The following is a 22330-nucleotide window of genomic DNA, read 5'->3' as shown; positions in this document are numbered from 1 at the left end:
CCGACCCCGAAAGGCGCTTCTTTTGTCGTCCAACCTCGCGCAGCACTTCCTGCTGGACCCCGATGTGGTGTTCCTCAACCACGGCTCGTTCGGGGCGTGTCCCCGCCCGGTGTTCGAGGACTACCAGCGCTGGCAGCTCAGGCTGGAACGGCAGCCGGTCGAGTTCCTCGATGCGCGGCGCGGCCTCAAGGCCAACCTCAAGCTGGCACGCGAGGCGCTGGCGCTGGAGCTTAATACTGCCGCCGACAACCTGGCGCAGGTGGCGAACGCGACCACTGGGCTCAACGTCGTCATCCAGTCGCTGCGGCTCGGGCCGGGCGACGAGATCCTGACCACCGACCACGAATACAACGCGCTCGAAAAGACCTGGGCCTATGTGGCGCGCAAGACCGGCGCCAGGGTGGTGGCGATGCCGGTGGCGCTGCCGCTCAGCGCGGCGCAGGCGTTCCACGAGGCGGTGGCCGCGGGGTTCAGCGAACGCACGCGGGTGCTGTTCCTCAGCCACATCACCTCGCCGACGGCGCTGCTGTTCCCGATCGAGAGCCTGGTGGCCGAGGCGCGCCGGCGCGGCGTCTTCAGCGTCATCGACGGGGCGCATACGCCCGGGCACATCCGGCTCGACCTCGACGCGCTGGGCGCCGATTTCTATGCCGGCAATTGCCACAAATGGCTGATGTCGCCCAAGGGCTCGGCCTTCGTCTATTGCCGGCCGGAGTGGCAGGCGATGATCGATCCGCTGGTGATCAGCCATGGCTGGACGGCGGACAACAAGCAGCCGGGGGTGCGCGGCCCGTTCGGCAATTCGGCCTTCGTCGACGAGGTCGAAATGCAGGGCACGCGCGATCCGTCGGCATGGCTGGCGGTGCCCGCCGCCCTCGCCTTCCGGCGCGCGCATGATTGGTGGGCGGTGAGCGCCGAATGCACGCGGCTGGCGCGCGAGACGGCGGCGCGGCTCGCGGAGCTGACGGGGCTGCCGGCGCTGGCGAGCCCGGAATTCTGCGCGCCGCAGATGATCGCCATGCCGATCCCGCCGTGCGACGCGCAGGCGGTGCACGACGAGCTGCTGAGGGCCTACGGCATCGAGATCCCGGTGTTCGAATGGCAGGGGCGCCACATCGTCCGGCTGTCGTGCCAGGGCTATAACGACCGGGCGCAGATGGATGTGCTGATCGCGGCGCTGAGCGAGATCCTGCAATTGCATCCGGGAGCGGGCGGCGGGCGCAGCAAATGATGCGCCTGGTTATGAATCGGGGGCAATAAGTCATTATTCAGCCCGGTTTCCTCATGGTTTGATGGCAAAAACCGGGGAGGTTCCATGGCCGAGTTTCTTGCCCTCAGCGATGCGGTGGCGCGGCACCTCAAGGCCGGCGACACCGTCGCCTTCGAGGGGTTCACCCATCTGATCCCGCATGCGGCGGCGCACGAGGCGATCCGGCAGGGCATCGGCGAGTTGACGCTGCTGCGCATGACGCCCGACATCATCTACGACCAGATGATCGGCATGGGGCTGGCCAGGACGGTGATCTTTTCGTACGCGGGCAACCCCGGCGTCGGTCTGTTGCGGCGGATGCGCGACGCCATCGAGAACGCCTATCCGCGCGCCATCGAGACCATCGAACATTCGCATTCGGCCATGGCGCAGGCCTATGAGGCCGGCGCCAGCGGGCTGCCGCTGGCGGTGTTCCGCGGCTACAAGGGCGCCGACCTGCCCAGGGTCAATCCGGCGATCAAGTCGATCACCTGCCCGTTCACCGGCGAAGCGCTGGCGGCAATCCCGGCGCATCGGCCGGATGTGACCTTCATCCATGCGCAGAAGGCGAGCGAGAAGGGCGACGTGCTGATCGAGGGGATCATCGGGGTGCAGAAGGAGGCGGCGCTGGCGGCCAGGCGCGTGGTGGTGACGGTGGAAGAGGTGGTGCCGAGCTTCAAGGGCCTGCACCCCAACCTCACCATCCTGCCGCACTGGACCATCGACGCGATCGCCGTGGTGCCGGGCGGCGCGCACCCGTCCTACACGCACGGCTATTACGCGCGCGACAACGCCGCCTATCTCGACTGGGACCGGATTTCGGCCGACCGCGAGGCGTTTTCGAGCTGGATGCAGAGCAATGTGCTGGACGTCGGACCAGAGGTGTTCGCGGCGCGGGTGGAGAGCCTGAGATGAGCGACTTCACGCCCAACGAGATGATGACCATCGCCGCGGCGCGGGCGCTGAGGAACGACGACGTGTGCTTCGTGGGCATCGGCGCGCCGTCGGCGGCATGCAACGTGGCCCGGCTGACGCATGCGCCCGGCATCACGCTGATCTACGAATCCGGCACCATCGGCACCGCTCCCGAGGTGCTGCCGCTGTCGATCGGCGACGGCGAGTTGTGCGAGACGGCGCTGTGCACGGTGAGCGTGCCGGAGATGTTCCGCTACTGGCTGATGGGCGGGCGCATCTCCATCGGCTTTCTCGGCGCGGCGCAGCTCGACCGCTTCGGCAACATCAACACCACGGTGATCGGCGACTACGCGCATCCGAAAGTGCGCCTGCCCGGCGGCGGCGGCGCGCCGGAGATCGCGACCTCGTGCGGCGAGATCTTCATCACGCTGAAGCAGGCGAAGCGGGCGATGGTGGACAAGATCGATTTCTTCACCAGCTTCGGGCATGGCGAGGGCGGCGACCATCGGCAGCGGCTCGGCATCACCACCAAGGGGCCGACGCTGCTGATCACCGACCTCGCGCTCTGGCGCCCCGACCCCGAGAGCAAAGAGTTCACCGTGACCTCGCTGCATCGCGGCGTGACGCGCGAGATGGTGCAGGACAATTGCGGCTGGCCGGTGCGCTTTGCCGCCGAGCTCGAGGAGACGCCGGCGCCCACCGAGCTGGAGCTGGGAACGCTGCGCGACCTGCAGGCGCGCACCGAGGCGGCGCATCAGGGAGGACGCCGTGGCTGAAGCCTTCATCTGCGCCTATCGGCGCACGCCGATCGGACGCTTCGGCGGCGCGCTGTCGAGCGTACGGGCGGACGACCTCGCGGCGGTGCCGCTCAAGGCGCTGATGGCCGAAAACCCCGGCGTCGATTGGGCGGCGGTGGACGACGTGATCCTCGGCTGCGCCAACCAAGCGGGCGAGGACAACCGCAATGTCGCGCGCATGAGCCTGCTGCTCGCCGGGCTGCCGGCCGGCGTCTCGGGCACCACCATCAACCGGCTGTGCGGCTCGGGCATGGACGCGGTGCTGGTCGCGGCGCGCGCCATCAAGGCGGGCGAAGGCGACCTGTTCGTCGCCGGCGGGGTGGAGTCGATGAGCCGCGCGCCGTTCGTTCTGCCCAAGGCCGAAACGGCGTTCTCGCGCCATGCGGAGATCTACGACACGACCATCGGCTGGCGCTTCGTCAATCCGCTGCTGCAGCAGCAATACGGCGTCGATTCGATGCCGGAGACCGGAGAGAATGTCGCCGCCGAGTATGATGTCAGCCGCGCCGACCAGGATGCATTCGCGCTGCGCTCGCAGCAGCGTGCGGCGATGGCGCAGCAAAATGGCCGGCTGGCGCGCGAGATCGTGCCCGTGACACTGCCACGGCGCAAAGGCGATCCGGTCGTGACAGATCGCGACGAACATCCACGGTCCGACACCTCGCTCGAAGCGCTCGCAAAACTCCCCACGCCCTTCCGCCAGGGCGGTACCGTCACCGCCGGCAACGCCTCCGGCGTCAATGACGGCGCGGCGGCGCTGATCGTCGCCTCGGAGGCCGCGGCACGCCGGCACGGGCTGACGCCGATGGCGCGCATCCTGGGCGGCGCGGCCGCCGGCGTGGCGCCGCGCATCATGGGGATGGGGCCGGTGCCGGCGACGCGCAAGCTGTGCATCCGGCTCGGATTGCAGCCGCAGGATTTCGAGGTGATCGAGCTCAACGAAGCGTTCGCCAGCCAGGCGCTGGCGGTGTTGCGCGAGCTGGGCTTCGCCGACGATGCGCCGCAGGTAAACGCCAATGGCGGCGCCATCGCGCTCGGCCATCCGCTCGGCATGTCGGGCGCCCGCATCGCCGGAACGGCGGCGCTGGAGCTGGCGCTTGGCGGCAAGTCGCGGGCGCTGGCGACGATGTGCGTGGGCGTCGGCCAGGGCATCGCCATCGCGCTGGAGCGGGCGAACTGACGGACGCACCCCGCCCTACGGGACGAGGCGGACCGGACGGTGCTCGAGGGACGAGCGCAGGATGGCGTCGATGACGCGGTGGGCGTTGAGCGCATCGTCGCCGCCGACCGGCGGGGGGCGGCCGGTGTCGAGGGCGGCGAGGAACTCTTCGATCAGCGCCTGATGCAGCTCGTGGCCGGCCGCCATGACCGGCACCACGGCACCGGTTTCGGCGGGCGGCGCGCCGGCGGTGACGGACGAGCCGTCGTGGAAGCGGGCGACGAAATGGGCGCCGACAAGCTGCGCCGCGCCGTGTTCGCCGACAAGGTCGATGCGCTCGGGCAGTCCGGGCCAGGCCGCGGTGGTGGCGCTCAGCGTGCCCATGGCGCCGCCGGGAAAATGCAACAGCGCGGCAGCGACGTCCTCGGTTTCCATGCGGTGCACGGGACTGGTGGCGGCGTGACCGACGATCTCGTCGGGCAGGCCGGTGGCGGCGAGGAACAGATCGATGGTGTGGATGGCCTGGGTCAGCAGCACGCCGCCGCCGTCGCGCGCCCTGGTCCCACGGCCGGGCTCGTCGTAATAGCTCTGCGGGCGCCAATTGTCGACGCGGACGGACGCCGAGAGCAGCCGGCCAAGGCGGCCGCCCCGCACCAGTTCGAGCAGCGCCCGGCTCGCCGGACGGTAGCGGTTCTGGAAGACGATGCCGAGGGCGACGCCCTGCTGCCGGCAGGTTGCGACGATGGCTTCGGCGCGCTCGAGGCTGATGTCGAGCGGCTTTTCCAGAATAATGTTCTTTCCGGCCCGGGCTGCAGCGGCGACCAGCTCGAGATGGGTATTGGGCGGGGTCAGGATCAGCACGGTGCCGATCGCGGGGTCGGCGAAGATCGCCGCGGCGCTGTCGGCGATCGGCACGCGGTGCCGCTCGGCGAAAGCGGCGCGACGGGCGGGTGTTGGACTGTAGGCGGCAGCGATTTCGACGCGATCGCCAAGGGCGTGCAGCGCCTGGACGTGCGGCTCGGCAGCCATGCCGAGACCGACGATGCCGATGCGGGTGGTCATGCGATGGCGGCCAGCAGGCTGAGGCCGGTGTGATAGCCGGGATCGAGGTCGGGGGTGGCCGGCACGAAGTCGACCGGGCCGTCCGTGCCGAGGGTCTGGTAGGCGATGGCCGGCTCGCCGCGCCAGTAGCGGCTGAAGAAGGCGTCGTGCGCCTGCCGCCAGATGCGGAGTGTGGCATCGCTGCCGGAAACGGCATGGCAGAGCGCAGCGGTGCGAATGGTCTCGGGCAGCGACCACCACGGACAGAGCGGATTGAGCACCGCGCCGCTGCCGATCGAGACCGAAAGCGCAATGCCAGGACCGACAAAACCGCGCTCGAAGGAGGCAACGAGAATGCGCTCGAGCGTGGCGGCGAGCGCGGGTGGCGCGTCGGCGCCCAGCCAGGCCATGGCGAAGCCGGCGAACTCGATGGCGTGGCCGACATTGCACGCATCCTCGCCGGGGACGTTGGCGAGGAGGCCGGAGCCGATGTCGAGATGGTTGGCGAGGATGTGGTCGATGAAACGCTGCGCGTAAGCGAGGCGGCCGCCCTCCCCCAGCTCGGCCAGCAGCTCGGCGGCGCCGAGCAGGATCATGCGCGGGCCGAAATCGGGCGCCTGGTCGCGGGCGGTCGCGGCGGCGAGCGGCGCGGCCTCGTCCATCTGGAAGCGGCGTGCCTCGATGGCGGCGATCACCTGGTCGAGGTAGTCGAGGCGCTGTCCGAGCTCGGCGGGGGCATAGCGGGCGGCGCCGGCGACCAGCCCCTTGGCGACGAAGGCGTCGGAGTAGGTGAAGACCCCCTCGGCGCGCGCTTGCGGAACGGGGCGGCCGCCGGCGATGCGGACGGGCGCCATGTCGGCCTCGTAGCAGAAATAGGCGTGGCCATCGCGGCCCTGCAGCTCCGCCAGCGCGGCGTAGAGCGCGCGGCCGCGGGCGTCGAGGGCGTCGGCGAGCGCTTGGTCGTGGTTGGCGAAGAAGCCGGCGTGGCGTACCAGCGCCTCGAGGCCGCGGCCCTGGATCCAGCCATAGATGTAGTCCGGTCCGCGGACCCCGTCGGCGGCGCCATAGTCGGTGAGCGTGATGCTGTTGAGCTTGGTGTTGAGATAGACGCCATGCAGCGCCGGACGGGCCAGCATCCAGCGCAGCGTGCCGGCATTGGCGGCGACGTAGGTGTCGCGCGCCGCGGCGATGAAGGCGGCGTCGGTCACTCCTTGAGCCCCGTGGCGGTGATGCCGCGGACGAAGTTGCGGCGCAGGATGGCGAACAGAACGACGCTGGGGACCAGCACGATGGTGGAGGCGGCGCTGAGCCGGCCGAGGTCGATGGTGAAGCCGGTCTGGAACAGCGCGAGGCCGACCTCGATGGTGTAGCTGTCCTTGGTGGTGCCGACGATCAGCGGCCAGGCGAAGGCGGTCCAGGCCTGGAAGAAGGCGAGCACGGCCAGCGCCGCCAGCGCACCGCGCAACAGCGGCAGCACGATGAGGACGAAGATGGCGAGCTCGTTGGCGCCGTCGATGCGCGCCGCATCGAGCAACTCGTCGGGAATGGTCTGCTCGACGTTCTGGCGGATGAGGAAGATGCCGAAGCCCATCACCATGTAGCCAAGCAGCAGGCCCCAGATGGAGTTGAGGATGTGCAGCTGTTGCGCCTGGAAATAGAGCGGGATCATGTAGATCTCGAACGGCACGATGGCGGTGGCGAGGAACAGGATGAAGATGGCGTGCAGCGAGCGGAACTTGAACTTGGCGAAGATGTAGCCGCCGACCGAGGAGGTGGCGACGATGCAGATGGTCGAGAGCGTGGCGAACAGCGCGCTGTTGCCGATCCAGCGCAGCAGCGGCGTGGTGGTGAGCACGGCGGTGAAGTTGCTGACGATGGGATCGTGCGGGATGAGCGTGGGCGGCCAGGCCAGGATCTCCTGCGGCGTCTTGAAGGCGTTGGAGATGAGGAACAGCAGCGGCAGCAGCATCAGCACGCAGAACAGCAGCAGCACGATGTCGATGACGAGGTTCAGCGCGCTGAAGGGGCGGCGCGGCGCGCTGGGCTCGGCGACGAGCGGTCGGGTTTCAGCCTCGGTCGGAACGACGGTCATCGGGCGCCTCGCTCGCGCAGCAGGGAGAACTGCACCAGAGTGAGCAGCAGCACGATCGCCAGCAGGATCACCGCCTCGGAGGCGGCGTAGCCGACGCGATAATTGCGGAAGCTGTTTTCGAGCATGTCGAGCACCAGCACGCGCACCTGCCGGCCAGGGGCGCCTTGTGCATCCGAGGCGAGCACGTAGGCCTGGGCGTAGACGTTGAAGCCGGAGATGAGGGTCACCACCGACACGTAGAGGGTGATGGGGCGGAGCAGCGGCACGGCGACATGCCAGAAGGCCTGCAGGCCGCTGGCGCCGTCGAGCTTGGCGGCCTCGAAGACGTTGGTGGGCAGGTTGCGGAAGCCGACGACGTAGATCAGCACGGCGTAACCGATGGCCTGCCAAGCGCAGAGCACGATGACGCAGATCACCGACAGCACCGGATCGAACAGCCAGGAAAGCGGCGAGATGCCGAACAGCGACAGGAAGGCGTTGAGCGGGCCGAGGCGCGCGTCGAAGATCCACTTCCACGCCATGGCGGCGGGCACCAGCGGCACGATGTAGGGAATGAAGGTGGTGGTTTCGAACACACCGGCAAGGCGCGAGCCGAGGCGATAGTTGATCAGCGCCGCAATCCCCATGCCGACGGGAATGGTGATGGCCAGCGTGCCGAAGGCGATCACCGTGGTGTTGAACAGCGCGGTGAGGAACAGCTCGTCGCCGAACAGTTCCTGAAAGTTGGCGAAGCCGATGAAGGGGCGGGTCTTCGAAATCAGGTTCCACTCGTGGAGGGACATGCGCAATGTCTCCTCGATCGGGTAGAACCGCACCCAGGCGAAGATCGCGAGGATGGGCAGCAGGGCGGCCATGGCGAACAACCATTGGCGACGGGCGAGCATGGGTCCCTCCTGGTGTCCGGACACGCCGGGATGAAAGGAACTGCGCGGCGGCGGAGCGCAGCGGACCCGGTGGCCCTGACCGGCCGACGCCGGACGCTCCACCGTAACAGGAACCGGGGGAGCGTGCCTGCGCAGCGCTCCCCCGGCGGGAGGAAGCCTACTTCGCGAGGATGCCGGCGCGGTCGAGCACCGCGGCGCCATCGTCGGAGGCACTCTTGAGCGCCGCGTCGATGCCCGCATCATTGTTGAGCAGCGAGGCGTCGGCGAAGTCGTCGGTGAGCTTGGCGGCGACCCGGGTCAGGAACTCGTCGGCCGGTCCGATATTGGGCAGCTGGAAGAACTTGTAGTCCTTCGGAAGCTGCACGAAGGCGGCGAATTGCGGCGTCTTCTTCAGGATCTCGGTGTAGTCGAGATTGGCCCGGTTGGGCAGCCAGCCGACGTTCTCGAGCATCCACAGCTGGTTCTCGGGGCTGGTCGCGGCCTTGATGAAGGCCCACGCCTCGGCCGAGTGCTGGTCGCTGCCGACGAACAGATTCACCGGCGAGACGATCGAGCCCATCGGCAGGGTCGAGGTGGCGTATTTGAGATCGGGCGCCTTCTTGGCGATATCGCCGATCACCCAGGATTCACGGATGAACATGGCGGTCTGGCCGCGCTCGAAGGCATCGGAATCCGCCGGCGCCTCGATGGTGTCGCTCTTGTCGCCATGCACGACCTGGATGTACTGCGCCAGGTTCTTGTGACCCTCGGGGGTCGCCAGCGTCATCTTCCATTTGCCGTCGGGCTGCTGCACGACGATGTTGCCGCCGTACTGGAACATGTTGATCCAGAACTTTTCGGCGATGCCCTGGCCGCCACCGGAAAGCCGCATCGACCAGCCCGACACCGTGAGGTTGCCGTTGGCGTCGCGCTGGGCGAGCTTGGCGGCATATTTGGTGTAGTCGTCCATGGTCTTGGGCGGCTCGGTGAGGCCGGCAGCCTTGAACATGTCGGTGTTGTAGTAGAGCGCGCTCTGGCCGCGGAACAGCGGCGCGCCGTAGACCTGGCCGTTATAGCTCGCGGCGTCGGAGAAGTACTTGTCGAAGTTCGCCGGGTCCTGGACGTAGGAGGCGACATCGGCCGGCGGATGCTGCAGCAGGTCTTCCTGCATGTAGCGGGTGGCACTCGAGGTCGCGAGCTCGATGACATCGGCGGCATTCTGCGAGCTGATGCCGAGGGCCACGCGCTTTTCGTGATCGCGCAGGCCGATGGCCTCGACGTCCACCGTCAGATCGGGGAACTGCGCCTTCAGCCCCTCGGCGACGTGCTGGTAGAAGGGCGCCATTTCCGGATAGCCGCTCCAGACCGTGATCTGGTCGGCCAGCACCGAAACGCTGCTGCCCAGAAGCGCCACGCCGAGCGTGGCGCCGAAGATCGCGGTGCGGGTGATGCCCGCCGGCCGCTCAGACTTGTGTTCCCTGCTCATGATATTCTCCTGCCTTGCCTTGTTGAAAGCCTGCAGCCCCTCGCCCACCCTGACGAAGCTTCTATGCAACCGGTTGCGGTGTCAAGCGCGCAAACGGCTGTCCAGATGCCTAGCCGGGCGAACGCGACGCTCTCTCCTTGCCCAGCAGCGCGCATGCCGCGTCTGCCAGTTTTTCGGCGGTGCCGGGCGCGAACGTGCCCGGCATCCCGATATAGCGATGCGCCTCCTCGACCTCGTAGCCGCCGAACGCAAACTCGCTGCGCGGCGGAATGTAGCCGGGCGACGCGTCGGCCAGCTCGAGAACGAAAGCCGGCCCGTTGCCGAGCGCCGTCCGGATGGACAGCGCCGTTTCGGTGAAGATTTCGCCGGGCAGCGCGACGATGGGCACGCCGGCCCAGCGCAGCGCCGAGACCCGGCCGGTCCAATTTCCGTCGACCGGACTGCCGTTCCAGTTGTGGGCCCAGTCGGCCCAGGCGCCGAGCAACGCGGCGCGCTCGGGATGCGCCCTGGCTTCGGCGGTCCAGCGCGCCGCGAGCTCGGGCAGCGGCTCCGCCTCGCGGCGATGCAGCGCGACCTCGACCATGGCGTCGGCGGCGGTCACCGGCCCATCGATGGGCGTTTCCGGCGCAGCGAGCGCGGCCTCGGCGATGCGACGGCCGAGCTCCGCAGCGCGTGCGAAGGTGCGGTCGTTGCTGGCGGCCAGCGTCTGCGAGGCGTAGGCGCTGTGGCCAGTGTTGACGTCGCCGCAGCAGCCGGTGGCGAAGATGGCGACGGCGCCGGGACAGGCCGCCTCGATCGTGCTGCGAACGTAGTGCGGATAGTCGGCGGTCCACAGCAGATTGTCGGCGCCGAGCGTTACCGGGTGGCAGGCGTAGGAGACCAGCACGGCGAAGACCTTGCCGTCGTCGCCGCGCAGGCGCAGCACCGGCAGAGCGCGATCGGCGATGCCGCCGGCGTGGCGGCGATTGCGGCCGACATCGGGGTCGGCGCCCATGCCGATCGACAATGTGGCGGGGCGCTGCGCCGCGACGGCGCTGTCGATGGCCGTGACCAAGGCGGCCTCGAGGCGGCGCATATAGGCGGCGTCGACCGGCTGCGTGCCCGGGCCGCGCTCGACGGCCGGGCCGCCGTGATTGTGCAGTGCCGTAATCACCACGCGCTCGGCCGGCAGCACGCAGGCCTCGCGCACGCGCTGCGACAGCTCCTGGTCGATGCCGATGATGTCGGCGACGACGATGGCGGTGTCGTCGACCGCCAGCGCCCGGACCGTCAGCGGATCGTGGGCGCCGACAGCGGGCGCGGTGCGCGCGCCGAAGCCGGCCATCAGCAGGCCGATGGGCGGTGTGATGTCGACGATGGCAGCCCCTGCCCGCAGCGCCATCAGCGGACCTCCTGCCCGGCGACCCAGACCGTGTCGACGGCGAGCGTATCGCCCTCGGCGCGCCACAGCACGAGGTCGGCCGGTTCACCGATCGCGAGGCGGCCGTGCATGCCGAGAAGGCGCCCGGGATTTTCGGTGACGAGCGGCAGCGCCTCCTGCGCGGTGAGCCCGGCCATCGCCATGGCGCGCGCGAGGTCGGCGGCCAGCGGCAGGCCGGCGCCGGCGAGATAGGGCGTGCCGGCGACGCCGATGCGGCCGTCGGCGGAAATTTCGACATCGCCGCCGACCGGCTGGCGATAGCGGCCCGGCGGCTGGCCGGCGAGCGCCACGCTGTCGGAGACGAGGATGGCGCGGTCGCGGCCCTTGGCGCGCAGCATGGCGCGGAAGGCGTCGGCCGACAGATGGTGGCCGTCGGCGATGAAGCTCGCGGTGAGCCGGTCGTCGGCCAGTTGCGTCCAGAGGAGATTGGGATGGCGCGGCAGGGTGGCGGCGACGCCGTTGCCCAGATGCGTCGAGAGGCGCGCGCCGGCATCGACGGCCGCCCGGATCTGGTCGGGGGTCGCGGCGCTGTGGCCGAGGGCGACGATGACGCCCTGCGCGGTCAGCGCGCGAATGTAATCAGGCGCGCCGGCATGTTCGGGCGCGAGGGTGACGAGCTTCACCAATCCGCCGCCGGCAGCCTGCCAGCGCTCGAACTCGGCGAGGTCGGGCGCGCGTACGTGCTCGGCCGGATGGGCGCCGCGCGGACCGTCCTGCGGCGAGATCGAGGGGCCCTCGACGTGCACGCCCGGCACGGCGTGCGCCACGGCGGGAAAGCGCCGGCGGGCTTCGGCGATGGTGCGCAGTGCGGTGGTGATCTGCGCCTCGGTGGCGGTGATCAGCGTGGGGAGGAACGTGGTGGTGCCGAGCCGCGCCAGCATCGCGACGAGGTCGGCGACCATTTCCGGCGTGAGGCCGGGAGCGTTGAGATCGAGGCCGCCATAGCCGTTGACCTGCAGGTCGACGAGGCCGGCGGAGAGCCAGGCGCCGGCGGGCGCCGATGCCGGCCGGATGGCGGCAATGCGGCCGGCATCGAGCTCGACGGCAATGCCGGCGCCGCTCGCCGGGTCGCGTCCGATGATGGTGGTGCGGGCGCTCACAATGCCCTGACTCGACCGCGGAAGCGGTCGATGAAGCGGGCATTGGCCGCATCGCCGCCCGGGGCGTTGCCGCTGCGCCAGACCGGCGGCTCGATGCCGCGCTCGACCAGCGCCGCGACGGTGCGGATGACGAGACAGTTGAGCGCGAAGGCGTTGGCGAAGGTGGAAATGGCGGCGATCGGACCGCCCATGCCGGGGACCTGCACCACGGCGTCGCCGATGGGCACCTTGGTGTCGATGGCGATGTCGACGAGGTCGTGCAGATTCTGCCTGGTGGGATGACGCGCCGGGTGATCGGGCGAGGTCTTGCTCGCATGCTCGCGCGAGCTGACGCCGATAAGGAACGCGCCGCGCCGCTTCGCCTCGAGCGCGGCGTCGATCAGCGCGGCATTGATGCCATAGGCGTTGGCGAGGATCAGCAGATCGCCCTCGCCCAGCTCCTGGTTGGTGATGACGATCTTGCCGTAGCCGGGCAGCCGCTCGATGGCCATCGAGCGCAGCGCGCCGTTGGACAGCAGCGTGCCTTCGTCGAGAATGGCGCTCACATGCATGAGGCCGCCGGCGCGGAAGAACACCTCCTGCGAGGCGAGGTTGGAGTGCCCGCCCGGGCCGAAGATGTGGATGAGGCGGTCGGCCGCGACCTGGTCGGCGAGGCGCGACGCCGCCTGCTGCAGCGGCTCCGACTCCTCGTCGAGGATGCGCCGCATCAGCGCCGTGGTGGTCTCGAAATAGCCCGCGCACAGGGCGTCGGCATCAAGGCTCGCGGACATCGGGATCGGACTCCGGATCGAGATAGAGGGTGCAGTCGGCCTGCCTGAGGATGCTGGCGGGACAGGCGGTGGTGACCGGCCCGTAGAGCGCCTCGCGCACGGCCTGGCGCTTGGAGGCGCCGGGGACGACGCAGAACAGCCGGCCAGCGCGCAACAGCCGCGGAATGGTGAGGGTCACCGCCTTCTCGGGCACGTCGTCGAAGCGGACGAAGCATTTGTCGTCGACCTGCTGCTGACGGCAGACGTCGTCGAGCGCCACGATCTTGACGTCATCCGGATCGGCGAAATCGGCGACCGGGGGATCGTTGAAGGCGATGTGGCCATTGACGCCGATGCCGAGGCAGACGACGTCGATGGGGGCCGCGGCGAGCGCCGCCGCGTAGTCGCGCGCCGTCTTCGCCGGATCGGGCTCGGGCACGATGCGGTGCACGGCGCCGAACGGCACGCGAAGGAACAGATTGCGGTCGAGCCAGGCGGCGAAGCGCTCGGGCGCGGCCGCCGGCAGGCCGACATATTCGTCCATGTGGAACGCCGTTATGCGGGACCAGTCGATGCCCGGCGCGGCGGCGAGCGCCGCCAGCATTTCGGCCTGGCTGGGGGCAGCGGCGAAGATCATGCGGACGGCAGGCTGGCCGGCCAGCAATTGCCGGATGGTCGCGGCGACGGCGGCGCTGCCGGCGGCAGCCATGGCCTCGCGGCTCGCATAGCTCTCGACGCGCATCCGGCCGATCTGGCGGACAGGACGAGACGGCTCCGCTCGGGAAGCGGCCAGCACCATCGACGGCTCCACTTGTATCCGGTGGCCGCCCACCGGGAACCGCCGGGCGACGACATGCACGTTTTCATGCAACCGGTTGCATGTCAAGCGGAGGAAAAGCTGTTGCCGGAACGAGAATGGCGGTCTAGGGCTTCCGGCATGCGGTGGCACGCCGTCCGGCGGCACTGGAGCATTTGCGCGGGAGGCCTGCGATCATCGGCAAGCCGGAAAAGGGATCGGTGACGATCGACCAGGTGGCCGCCGCCGTGGGGGTCAACCGCTCGAGCGTATCGCGCGCCTTCAGCCGGCCGGAAATGCTCAGCCCCGAGACGGTGGCGCGTATCCGCGAGGCGGCCGAGAAGCTGGGCTATACGCCCAACCACAGCGCCCGCGCGCTCAGCACCGGCAGGCACGGCAATCTGGCGCTGGTGGTGCCGGACGTGGCCAATCCGTTCTTTCCGCCGATGATCCGGTCGGTGCAGAACGAGGCGGACCACCAGGATTACTGCGTGTTCCTGGGCAACAGCGACGAAGATCCACGGCAGGAAGAGAAGCTGCTCGGCCGTTTCTCCGGGCAGGTCGAGGGCATCGTGCTCGCCTCTCCCCGCCTGTCCGACGAGCGCATCCGCGCCTTCGCCGAGGTCAAGCCGCTGGTGCTGATCAACCGCGACGTGGCGGGCATTCCCAGGGTGCTGATCGATTCCGGCTCGGGCGTGGCGGAGGCGGTGGCGTATCTGGCGCAGCAGGGACACCGGCGCATCGCCTATGTCAGCGGTCCGTCGAGCTCGTGGTCGAACAAGCAGCGCCGCGCCGCGGTGAAGAAGACGGCGGCCGAACTCGACCTCGACGTCATCACCATGGCGGCGCAGGTGCCCAGCTACGAGGCCGGGCAGCGCGCGGTGTCGTTCGTGCTCGAGGGCGGGGCCACGGCGGCGGTGGCATTCGACGACCTGACGGCGCAGGGCATGCTGGCGGAGTTCCGCGAACGGGGGGTACGGGTGCCGCGCGACGTCGCGGTGGTCGGCTGCGATGACGTGGTGGGCGCCACCACCTACCCGGCGCTCACCACCGTCTCCAACCGCGCCGGCGAGGCCGGCCAGATCGCCACCCGCCTGCTGCTCGACATCATGACCACCCGCGCCGTGCACGACGTGCGCTACGTGCTCGAGACGCATCTGGTGGTGCGCGAAACCACGGCGCCGGCGGCCGCGAACCGGCGCCAGGGCTAGAACGCGACAGGGCAGAGCGGATCGTCGGGTGGGCGGCGAACGAGGCGCGCTATGGCGCGGGGTCGTTGCGTATGGCGGACAGTCCGTCGCGGAAGCTGGTGACGCGAAAGTCGGGAAAGCGCGCCTTGAACTTGTCGGAGACGAAGATGTTGTCGGCCGCGTAGCGCGGCAGGAGCTCCGACGCATCGCGAATGGCGGGGCTGAACAGGCTCGCCAATTGCACTTGCCAGCGCTTGAGAACCCGGTAGCGCGGGCTGGTGCCGAAGATCTCCGCGGCAAGGCCGATGAACTCCCGGCTGGTGAGGCGATGATCGTCGCAGGGAAGATGCCAGGTCTGGCCCCAGGCGTCGGGGGTGTTGCCCAGGCGCGCCAGGGCCCGGCTCGCGTCCGGCGTGTAGATGAGGCTGCGCAGCGTATCGTCGCGCAGCAGCACCTGCGCCGGCCGGTGCTGCTTCAGGCGGTCGATGATCGAGGTGTTGGTGATGCTTTGCGTCCGGCCCGGCCCGTAGAATTCCGGCGCCCGGCAGATCATTGCGGACAGGCGCTTCTGTTCCATCGCGGCGAGCAGTTGCCGCGCGATCGCGGCGCGAACCTCGCCCTTTTTGCCGCAGGGCTGAAACGGCGTTTCCTCGGTCTGCGGCTGGCTGGTCTGCGGATACATGTAGGTGTTGTCGAAGAACACCAGCCGGGTGCCCGCACGGGCGCAGGCGTCGATGACATTGGTCATGATCACCGGCCACTGCGCGACCCACAGGCCGGTGTCCATCGGCAGGCCGGCGGTCAGGAAGGCGATCTCGGCGCCCGCGACCGCCCGCGCGGTCTCCCCGGCGTCGAGCAAATCGGCCGCAAGCAGGCTGTCGGTTTCGTTGACCTTCCTCGGGTTTCGGCTCACGAGGCGAATGTCGCTGGTGACGTCGCGCTTGAGGGCGAGCGCCAGTTCCCGGCCGATCTGCCCGGATGCCCCCAAGATCGCCTGCATGTGCGTTTCCTTCCACAAGGCTGCCCGCCGTCCGCCACTTGACCGCGAACGCGCGCCGCAGCTTACGATGGACGCCGGAGCGGGAGAAGAACATGAGCAAGCGCATCCTCCACGTCGTGACCAATGTCGCGCACTACGCCGATCCGGACGAGCCGACCGGGCTGTGGCTGTCGGAACTCACCCATGCCTACGATCTGTTCGAGGCCAGGGGCTACGAGCAGCAGATCGCGAGCCCGAAAGGCGGGCGGGCGCCGCTCGAACCGCGCGCCCTCAAATGGCCGCTGCTCGACCGCTCCGCAAAAGCCTGGCTGGACGATCCGGCGCGCATGGCGCTGCTGGCGGAGACGATCCCGGCGCGCGACATCGACGCCGCACAGTTCGACGCCATCTACTTCACGGGCGGGCATGCGGTGATGTGGGACTTTCCCAATGACGAGACGCTGCAGGGCCTGACGCGCAGCATCTGGGAGCAAGGCGGCATCGTGTCGTCGGTGTGCCACGGCTATTGCGGCCTGCTGCATGTCCGGCTGTCCGACGGGCGGCTGCTCGTCGCCGGCAGGCGCGTGACCGGCTTTGCCTGGGCGGAGGAAATCCTCGCCGGCGTCGCCGGCAAGGTGCCGTACAACGCCGAAGCCGAAATGAAGAAGGCGGGGGCGCTCTACGAAAAGGCGCTCCTGCCCAACCTGCCCTTCGCCGTCGCGGACGGCCGTCTCGTGACCGGGCAGAATCCGTTTTCGGCCAGGCTGACGGCCGAGAAGATCGCCGCGCTGCTGTGAGCCCGGCGCCGCGCCCATAGGCGCGCCAGCCCTGGGTCACGCCTCTCCCTGCGCGCCCATCACCGCCCGAATCCCTCTGCCCGCCCTCGGCAAATCCTTTCACAAATCCATTTGCAAATCGATTTAGGTGGCTCTACGACTCCCTCTCATGAGCACGATCGCGAAAGTGGCGGAGCGGGCGGGGGTGTCGCGGACGACGGTGTCGCACGTCATCAACCATGCCGACCGCGTCTCCAAGCCACTGCGCGAGAAGGTCGAGGCCGCGATCGCCGAGATGGGCTACCGGCCCAACCCGCAGGCGCGCAGCCTCAGGACCGGGCGCACCAATCTGGTGGCCATGCTCATCCCCGACATCCGCAACCCGTATTTCCCCGAGCTGGTGAAGATCGCCCAGAGCGCGCTGGAGGGCGACGGCTTCGACACGCTGGTGTTCAACACCGATGTGCCGGGCGGCCATTCACAGGAACATGGGCGCGAATACCTGCGCCAGGTGCAGTTGCGGAACGTCGACGGCGTGATCGTCGGCGATTTCGCGCTGCACGGCATCCACGACGCGCTGCTCGATCTCGACATCCCGGCGGTGTTCATCGGCAATTTGCCCAACCATGCGGTCGACAGCGTCAAGCTCGACGATTTCGGCGGCGGCCACCTGATCGGTACGCATCTCGCCCGGCGGGGCCACACCCGCATCGCCCACGTCACCGGGCCGGCTATCTTCGCCGAAGCCATGGCGCGCGCCGACGGCTTCGAGGCCGGCCTCCGCGACAGCGGCGTCGCGCCCGACGAAGCGCTGCGCTTCGAGGGCACGTACCTGCCGCCTTCGGGCCGCGAGGCGGCGCGCTGGCTGATCGGCCTCAAGGGCAAGGCGCGGCCGACCGCGGTGTTCTTTGCCAACTATTTGATGGCGATGGGCGCGCTCACCGAGTTCCACGACCAGGGCGTGCGCGTGCCCGACGACATCGCGGTCGCCGTCTTCGACGACCTGCCGCAGCTCGAATATGTGCGGCCGCGCCTCACCCGCGCCGGCAAGAGCCCATCGGTGCTGGCGCAGCGCGCCGCCGAAATGCTGCTCGAGCGGCTTGCCGGGCGCTACACCGGCCCGGCGCGCACCGAGGTGATGGAGTGCGTGCTGCAAATCTTCGAATCCGCATGAGGACCTGAACGGATCGGCGGCAGGGAGGACACCGCAGCCGCCGCAAACAGCCAAGAGGAGGAGTATCGATGAGTAACGACGCCAACATGCCGCGCGGCCTCAACCGCCGCGATATCCTGAAGGGCGGCGCCGCGCTCGGCGCGGCCGGTCTCGCCGGCCTGCCGCTGGTGGGCAGCGCCTACGCCCAGGGCAAGACGCTCAATTTCTGGAACTTCTACGCGCCGGACAGCGAGCAGCCCAAGGCGCAGGTCGAGTGGTGGACCAAGATGGCCGCCGACTGGAACGCCGCCAACGACACCAAGGTCGAGCTCGACTATCTGGTCGACTACATGCAGGGCAACAAGCTCTCGACCGCGTTCGCCTCGGGCCAGGGCCCCGACCTGTTCCTGATCTCGCCCGGCGATTTCCTGCGCTACTACAATGGCGGGGCGTTGCTCGATCTGACGCCGTTCATCGACCCCGAGGTGCAGAAGGACTTCCCCGAGGCGGTGATGGGCACCCGCAAGGTCGACGGCAAGATCTACGGCGTGCCGATGGAAGTCGAGCCGATGGCCTTCTACTATTCGGTCAAGGCCTTCGAGGACGCCGGGCTGAACGAGAACGACGTTCCCAAGACCTGGGACGAGCTGCTGGAGCTGGGCAAGAAGCTTACCACGTCCGACCGCTATGGTCTGCTGTTCGACACCAACCCCGGCTACTACCAGAACTTCACCTGGTACCCGTTCATGTGGCAGGGCGGCGGCGAGTTCCAGACCGCTGACGGCAAGAGCGGCTTCAACTCCCCGGCGGTGATCGCCGCGCTGAAGCTTTGGAAGGATGCGATCGATTCCGGCAGCGCGCCGCGCCAGATCAATGCCGGCGGCTTCGACATCGTGGCCAACATGGGCGCCGGCTATTGCGCCATGCAGAATTGCGGCATCTGGGGCATCGCCGCCATGGAGCAGAAGGCACCCGACGTGCCCTTCGGCATGTTCAAGCTGCCGATTCCGGCCGGCGGAAAATACGTCACGGTCGGCGGCGGCTGGGCCTTCGTCGCCAACGCCAAGGGCAAGGATCCCGAGACGGCGGGCAAGTTCATCGCCTGGGCGCTGGCCTCCAAGTCGCCGGATTCGGTGCAGCGCATCGTCGACTGGTGCACGGTGGCCAAGTCCGACATGCCGCCGCGCCAGAGCGCCATCGAGGCGGGCAAGGCTGCCTATGGCCAGGGCGGGCTCAAATTCTTCGCCGACGAGGTCTATCCCGGCGCCCGCGGCGAGCCGCGGCTGCCGCCCGAAGCCTACAAGATCATCTCGGATGCCATCCAGGCTGCCATGCTGGGCGGCGTCGAACCGGAGAAGGCGGCGGCCGACGCCTCGGCACTGCTCGACACGTTCCTTGCCTCCTACAAGGGCGCGCCGATGCTGTGATGCACGCCTGGCCCCGTCCGGCAGCCTGCCGGACGGGGCCAGCGCAAAAAGGCCTCAACCCACTATGCCCGTAAGCCCCGCGTCGATACCGGCCGCCACCTCCCGCAGCGCCCCTCCCCCGGCTGCGGCCCGTGCCGGCCTTTCCAATCGCCAGCGCGAAATGCTTGCGGGCTATCTTTTCGTCGCCCCCGATTTCCTCGGCCTTCTGGTCTTCGTCGGCCTGCCCATGCTGCTGGCGCTGACGATGGGCTTTTTCGACGTCAACGGTTTCGGCCAGCTGAGCTTCGTCGGCCTGACGAACTACCAGAAGATGCTGGCCGACCAGGTGTTCTGGCGCTGCCTCGGCGTCACCCTCACCTACATGGTGCTGCTGGTGCCCTCGCTCTACGTCTCCGGGCTCGGCCTTGCGCTCCTCGTGCAGCGCTCCAACCGCTTCAATACGGTGATGCGCGCCATGTTCTTTGCGCCGCAGATGGTGAGCCTCGTGGTCATCGGCCTCGTCTGGCTGCTGCTCAGCTCGGACAAGGTCGGGCTGCTGCCGCGCCTGCTCGCCATGGTCGGCATCACCGGCATCTCGCTGCTCGGCAGCCCGAACGTCGCGCTCTACACCACGCTCGTCGTCACGGTATGGTTCCTGATGGGCTTTTACATGCTGATCTTCATCGGCGGCCTGCAGGACATTCCGCGCGAATATTACGAAGCCGCCGAGATCGACGGCGCCGGCCGCATCCAGTCGTTCTGGAACATCACGCTGCCGCTGCTGAGGCCCACCAGCTTCTTCGTGCTGCTGATCTCGCTGGTCGCCTCGGTCGCCGGGTCGCAGGCCTTCGACCTCATCTATGTGATGACCAAGGGCGGGCCGGCCAACGCCACTTCGGTGCTGATCTTCTACGTCTATCAGCAGGCCTTCCAGTATTCCGCCTTCGGCTACGCCGCGGCCATGGCGTCGATCGTCGTGGTGCTGCTGCTGCTGGCGACGGCGGTGCTGTTCCTGATGACGCGGGGCGGGCGCTTCAACTATGAATAACGCCACCACCCTGCTGTCACGGCGCCAGCTCGACCTCGTCCGCATCGTCTGGATGCTGGTGACGCTGGTGCTGGCGCTGATGACGATCTTTCCCCTGCTGTGGATGCTGACCATCTCGTTCAAGAGCCAGGCCGAAGTGTTCCAGCCGACCTTCTGGCCGAAGGCGCCGAGCCTCAAGAACTTCGTCTATGTGCTGACGGAAGTGCCGTTCCTGCGCTATCTGTTCAACAGCTTCGTGGTCTCGGCCGCGGTCACGATCATCGCGCTGTGGTTCCACAGCATGGCCGGCTACGCCCTCGCCCGGCTGCGCTTCCCCGGACGCGAGGCGATCTTCCTCGCCATCTTTTCCACCTTCCTCGTGTCGCTGCCCGTCATCATCGTGCCGCTGTTCATCGTGGTGCGCAGCATGGGCATGCTCAATTCCTATGCCGGACTGATCGTGCCGGCGATCTTCAACGCCTTCGGCATCTTCCTGCTGCGCCAGTATTACCTGGCGCTGCCACGCGAGCTCGAGGAGGCGGCGATCGTCGACGGCGCCAGCTATTGGCGCATCTACTGGAGCGTCATCCTGCCGCTCAGCCGGCCGATCATCGCCTCGCTCGCGATCCTGTTCTTTCTCGCCAACTGGAACTCGTTCCTGTGGCCGCTGACCGCCACCAGCGACCAGAGCCTGTGGGTGGTACAGGTCGGCATCGCCAGCTTCCGCAGCCAGTACGCCTCGTCGTGGAACTACATCATGGCCGCTTCGACCATCGTTGCGGCGCCGATGCTGCTGGTGTTCATCGTGTTCCAGAAGCAGATCATGGAATCGATCAAGACCAGCGGACTCAAGTAAGCCTTCGCGTTTCCCAGCAACGGACCCATCGCAATGCCCACTTCGTTCAATGGCCTCGGTGTCAGCCTCAGCACCCTCTATCGCCTGTCTGACGCGCAGACGCGCTCGATCTCGCCGGAGAATTTCAGTGGCGAAAAGGGCAAGGGCGGCATGGCCGTCGAGGGCACCGGCGCCGTGCATGCGCGCGGCCTCGGGCAGGATGGCGGCGTGCAGGGCTGGAAGGTGTCGCCCTCGATCCGCATTGAGCCGGGCGAAACGCGGGTGCTCGGCGAGATTCGCGGCTCGGGCGCCATCCAGCAGATCTGGCTGACCTCGGCCAATCTGCGCTGGCGCGACCTGATCCTAAGGATCTGGTGGGACGACCAGGAGCAGCCCTCGGTGGTCTCGCCGCTCGGCGACTTCTTCTGCTGCGGCTGGAACCAGTATGCGCAGGTGAGCTCGCTTGCCGTTTGCGTCAACCCGGGCCGCGCCTTCAACTGCTATTGGGAAATGCCGTTCCGCAAGGCGGCGCGCATCGAGATCGAAAACCGCGATCCCGAAAATTTCGGCATCATCTACTACCAGATCAACTACACCCTGACCGACGTGCCGGAGGATGCCGCGTATTTCCATGCGCAGTTCCGCCGCACCAATCCGCTGCCGTTCAAGGCCGACTACACCATCGTCGACGGCATCGAGGGGCGCGGCCACTATGTCGGCACCTACATGGCGTGGGGCGTCAACAGTTCCGGCTGGTGGGGCGAAGGTGAAATCAAGTTCTTCATGGACGGCGACAAGGCCTTTCCCACCATCTGCGGCACCGGCACCGAGGATTATTTCTGCGGCGCGTACAATTTCGACGGCGGCAATGTCGACGACACCATGCCGAGCCGCTACCGCGAATTCACCACGCCCTATTCCGGCCTGCCGCAGGTGCTCAGGCCCGACGGCACCTATCGCAGCCAGCAGCGCTTCGGCATGTATCGCTGGCACCTGACCGACCCGGTGCGCTTTGCGTCCGATCTGCGCGTCACCATCCAGGCGCTGGGCTGGCGCACCGAAAAGACCGACCGCCGCTATCTGCCGCTGCAGGACGACATCGCCTCGGTCGCCTTCTGGTACCAGACGCTGCCCACGGCACCCTTCCCGGAACTGCCGCACCGCGACTATCTCGAAATCGTCTGACCGTCGCGGGAAGCGGCGCCGCTTCCCGGCGCAGTGACGACCTGCGGCGTTCGGAGGTCCGCAGCAGCGCGCGACAAATGCTCACTTGCCAGAAGTCGTTATAACGTCATAA

Annotated in this window: 21 protein-coding genes; 11 read left to right on the top strand and 10 right to left on the bottom strand. The window is 68.2% G+C overall.

What is annotated here, in order from left to right:
- Nucleotides 1-22 precede the first annotated feature (22 nt).
- The 4 genes from BGO82_RS11690 (at nucleotide 23) to pcaF (ending at nucleotide 4141) form a co-directional block, all read left to right on the top strand.
- A complete protein-coding gene (locus BGO82_RS11690; protein WP_291305775.1) occupies nucleotides 23-1231 on the top strand; it encodes an aminotransferase class V-fold PLP-dependent enzyme in 1209 nt (402 codons plus the stop codon).
- A gap of 84 nt (nucleotides 1232-1315) precedes the next feature.
- The gene (locus tag BGO82_RS11685) at nucleotides 1316-2164 is read left to right on the top strand and encodes a CoA-transferase (protein ID WP_291305774.1); all 849 of its coding nucleotides are present in this window, start codon (nucleotides 1316-1318) and stop codon (nucleotides 2162-2164) included.
- Nucleotides 2161-2940, top strand: a complete 780-nt coding sequence (locus tag BGO82_RS11680) for a CoA-transferase subunit beta (RefSeq protein WP_291305773.1) — start codon at nucleotides 2161-2163, stop codon at nucleotides 2938-2940. Before BGO82_RS11685 ends, BGO82_RS11680 begins: the two co-directional genes overlap by 4 nt.
- Nucleotides 2933-4141: a 3-oxoadipyl-CoA thiolase gene (pcaF, locus tag BGO82_RS11675; RefSeq protein ID WP_291305772.1), complete on the top strand. Its 1209-nt coding sequence runs from the start codon at nucleotides 2933-2935 to the stop codon at nucleotides 4139-4141. The genes BGO82_RS11680 and pcaF overlap by 8 nt, the downstream gene beginning before the upstream one ends.
- 15 nt (nucleotides 4142-4156) lie before the next feature.
- On the opposite strand, the gene BGO82_RS11670 is transcribed toward pcaF, so the two are convergent.
- The 9 genes from BGO82_RS11670 to BGO82_RS11630 form a co-directional block, all read right to left on the bottom strand.
- Nucleotides 4157-5182 (bottom strand): Gfo/Idh/MocA family oxidoreductase, encoded by a 1026-nt coding sequence (locus tag BGO82_RS11670; protein ID WP_291305771.1) that lies wholly within the window; start codon nucleotides 5180-5182, stop codon nucleotides 4157-4159.
- Nucleotides 5179-6369 (bottom strand): hypothetical protein, encoded by a 1191-nt coding sequence (locus tag BGO82_RS11665; protein ID WP_291305770.1) that lies wholly within the window; start codon nucleotides 6367-6369, stop codon nucleotides 5179-5181. The genes BGO82_RS11670 and BGO82_RS11665 overlap by 4 nt, the downstream gene beginning before the upstream one ends.
- Nucleotides 6366-7253 carry a carbohydrate ABC transporter permease gene (locus BGO82_RS11660; protein WP_291305769.1) on the bottom strand — a complete coding sequence of 296 codons (888 nt, stop codon included), beginning with the start codon at nucleotides 7251-7253 and terminating at the stop codon, nucleotides 6366-6368. Before BGO82_RS11660 ends, BGO82_RS11665 begins: the two co-directional genes overlap by 4 nt.
- Nucleotides 7250-8137, bottom strand: a complete 888-nt coding sequence (locus tag BGO82_RS11655; protein ID WP_291305768.1) for a sugar ABC transporter permease — start codon at nucleotides 8135-8137, stop codon at nucleotides 7250-7252. Before BGO82_RS11655 ends, BGO82_RS11660 begins: the two co-directional genes overlap by 4 nt.
- Before the next feature lie 157 nt (nucleotides 8138-8294).
- On the bottom strand, nucleotides 8295-9602 hold the full coding sequence (locus BGO82_RS11650; protein ID WP_291305767.1) for an extracellular solute-binding protein: 1308 nt from the start codon (nucleotides 9600-9602) through the stop codon (nucleotides 8295-8297).
- Between the two features lie 109 nt (nucleotides 9603-9711).
- A complete protein-coding gene (locus tag BGO82_RS11645; RefSeq protein WP_291305766.1) occupies nucleotides 9712-10983 on the bottom strand; it encodes an alkaline ceramidase in 1272 nt (423 codons plus the stop codon).
- A complete protein-coding gene (locus BGO82_RS11640) occupies nucleotides 10983-12122 on the bottom strand; it encodes an amidohydrolase family protein (protein ID WP_291305765.1) in 1140 nt (379 codons plus the stop codon). Before BGO82_RS11640 ends, BGO82_RS11645 begins: the two co-directional genes overlap by 1 nt.
- Nucleotides 12119-12892: an SIS domain-containing protein gene (locus tag BGO82_RS11635; protein ID WP_291305764.1), complete on the bottom strand. Its 774-nt coding sequence runs from the start codon at nucleotides 12890-12892 to the stop codon at nucleotides 12119-12121. The genes BGO82_RS11640 and BGO82_RS11635 overlap by 4 nt, the downstream gene beginning before the upstream one ends.
- Nucleotides 12876-13613, bottom strand: coding sequence for a 6-phosphogluconolactonase (locus BGO82_RS11630; protein ID WP_291305763.1), 738 nt, complete (start codon nucleotides 13611-13613; stop codon nucleotides 12876-12878). Before BGO82_RS11630 ends, BGO82_RS11635 begins: the two co-directional genes overlap by 17 nt.
- Before the next feature lie 275 nt (nucleotides 13614-13888).
- On the opposite strand from BGO82_RS11630, the gene BGO82_RS11625 reads away from it, so the two are divergent.
- A complete protein-coding gene (locus BGO82_RS11625) occupies nucleotides 13889-14878 on the top strand; it encodes a LacI family DNA-binding transcriptional regulator (protein WP_291305762.1) in 990 nt (329 codons plus the stop codon).
- 49 nt (nucleotides 14879-14927) lie between these two features.
- On the opposite strand, the gene BGO82_RS11620 is transcribed toward BGO82_RS11625, so the two are convergent.
- Entirely contained in the window at nucleotides 14928-15857 is a 930-nt protein-coding gene (locus tag BGO82_RS11620; RefSeq protein WP_291305761.1) for an NAD-dependent epimerase/dehydratase family protein, read from the bottom strand.
- Nucleotides 15858-15949: 92 nt separating this feature from the next.
- Between BGO82_RS11620 and BGO82_RS11615 the strand changes: the two genes are divergently transcribed.
- From BGO82_RS11615 to BGO82_RS11590, 6 genes are all read left to right on the top strand, one after another.
- A complete protein-coding gene (locus BGO82_RS11615; RefSeq protein ID WP_291305760.1) occupies nucleotides 15950-16633 on the top strand; it encodes a type 1 glutamine amidotransferase domain-containing protein in 684 nt (227 codons plus the stop codon).
- A gap of 148 nt (nucleotides 16634-16781) precedes the next feature.
- Entirely contained in the window at nucleotides 16782-17786 is a 1005-nt protein-coding gene (locus BGO82_RS11610) for a LacI family DNA-binding transcriptional regulator (RefSeq protein ID WP_291305759.1), read from the top strand.
- Nucleotides 17787-17854: 68 nt separating this feature from the next.
- The gene (locus BGO82_RS11605; RefSeq protein ID WP_291305758.1) at nucleotides 17855-19192 is read left to right on the top strand and encodes a sugar ABC transporter substrate-binding protein; all 1338 of its coding nucleotides are present in this window, start codon (nucleotides 17855-17857) and stop codon (nucleotides 19190-19192) included.
- Between the two features lie 160 nt (nucleotides 19193-19352).
- Nucleotides 19353-20219 carry a sugar ABC transporter permease gene (locus BGO82_RS11600; protein WP_291305757.1) on the top strand — a complete coding sequence of 289 codons (867 nt, stop codon included), beginning with the start codon at nucleotides 19353-19355 and terminating at the stop codon, nucleotides 20217-20219.
- Complete coding sequence (locus BGO82_RS11595; protein ID WP_291305756.1) at nucleotides 20212-21054, top strand: carbohydrate ABC transporter permease; 843 nt, start codon at nucleotides 20212-20214, stop codon at nucleotides 21052-21054. Before BGO82_RS11600 ends, BGO82_RS11595 begins: the two co-directional genes overlap by 8 nt.
- Nucleotides 21055-21087: 33 nt before the next feature.
- Entirely contained in the window at nucleotides 21088-22218 is a 1131-nt protein-coding gene (locus BGO82_RS11590) for a glycoside hydrolase family 172 protein (RefSeq protein WP_291305755.1), read from the top strand.
- The last annotated feature ends 112 nt before the right edge of the window (nucleotides 22219-22330 follow it).

The sequence above is a fragment of the Devosia sp. 67-54 genome (genome assembly GCF_001899075.1).
Taxonomy (GTDB): Bacteria; Pseudomonadota; Alphaproteobacteria; order Rhizobiales; family Devosiaceae; genus Devosia_A.
Note: the sequence above shows the minus strand (reverse complement) of the source record. Positions and strands in the feature narration are given on the sequence as shown.

What these genes read in the sequence shown, in the direction of transcription:
- BGO82_RS11615 (WP_291305760.1), top strand. Translation starts at nt 15,950, where the DNA reads ATGAGCAAGCGCATCCTCCACGTCGTGACCAATGTCGCGCACTACGCC.
- BGO82_RS11680 (WP_291305773.1), top strand. Translation starts at nt 2,161, where the DNA reads ATGAGCGACTTCACGCCCAACGAGATGATGACCATCGCCGCGGCGCGG.
- BGO82_RS11645 (WP_291305766.1), bottom strand. Translation starts at nt 10,983, where the DNA reads ATGGCGCTGCGGGCAGGGGCTGCCATCGTCGACATCACACCGCCCATC.
- BGO82_RS11685 (WP_291305774.1), top strand. Translation starts at nt 1,316, where the DNA reads ATGGCCGAGTTTCTTGCCCTCAGCGATGCGGTGGCGCGGCACCTCAAG.
- BGO82_RS11670 (WP_291305771.1), bottom strand. Translation starts at nt 5,182, where the DNA reads ATGACCACCCGCATCGGCATCGTCGGTCTCGGCATGGCTGCCGAGCCG.
- BGO82_RS11595 (WP_291305756.1), top strand. Translation starts at nt 20,212, where the DNA reads ATGAATAACGCCACCACCCTGCTGTCACGGCGCCAGCTCGACCTCGTC.
- BGO82_RS11610 (WP_291305759.1), top strand. Translation starts at nt 16,782, where the DNA reads ATGAGCACGATCGCGAAAGTGGCGGAGCGGGCGGGGGTGTCGCGGACG.
- BGO82_RS11655 (WP_291305768.1), bottom strand. Translation starts at nt 8,137, where the DNA reads ATGCTCGCCCGTCGCCAATGGTTGTTCGCCATGGCCGCCCTGCTGCCC.
- BGO82_RS11650 (WP_291305767.1), bottom strand. Translation starts at nt 9,602, where the DNA reads ATGAGCAGGGAACACAAGTCTGAGCGGCCGGCGGGCATCACCCGCACC.
- BGO82_RS11600 (WP_291305757.1), top strand. Translation starts at nt 19,353, where the DNA reads ATGCTTGCGGGCTATCTTTTCGTCGCCCCCGATTTCCTCGGCCTTCTG.
- BGO82_RS11590 (WP_291305755.1), top strand. Translation starts at nt 21,088, where the DNA reads ATGCCCACTTCGTTCAATGGCCTCGGTGTCAGCCTCAGCACCCTCTAT.
- BGO82_RS11660 (WP_291305769.1), bottom strand. Translation starts at nt 7,253, where the DNA reads ATGACCGTCGTTCCGACCGAGGCTGAAACCCGACCGCTCGTCGCCGAG.
- BGO82_RS11620 (WP_291305761.1), bottom strand. Translation starts at nt 15,857, where the DNA reads ATGCAGGCGATCTTGGGGGCATCCGGGCAGATCGGCCGGGAACTGGCG.
- BGO82_RS11635 (WP_291305764.1), bottom strand. Translation starts at nt 12,892, where the DNA reads ATGTCCGCGAGCCTTGATGCCGACGCCCTGTGCGCGGGCTATTTCGAG.
- BGO82_RS11605 (WP_291305758.1), top strand. Translation starts at nt 17,855, where the DNA reads ATGAGTAACGACGCCAACATGCCGCGCGGCCTCAACCGCCGCGATATC.
- BGO82_RS11630 (WP_291305763.1), bottom strand. Translation starts at nt 13,613, where the DNA reads ATGCGCGTCGAGAGCTATGCGAGCCGCGAGGCCATGGCTGCCGCCGGC.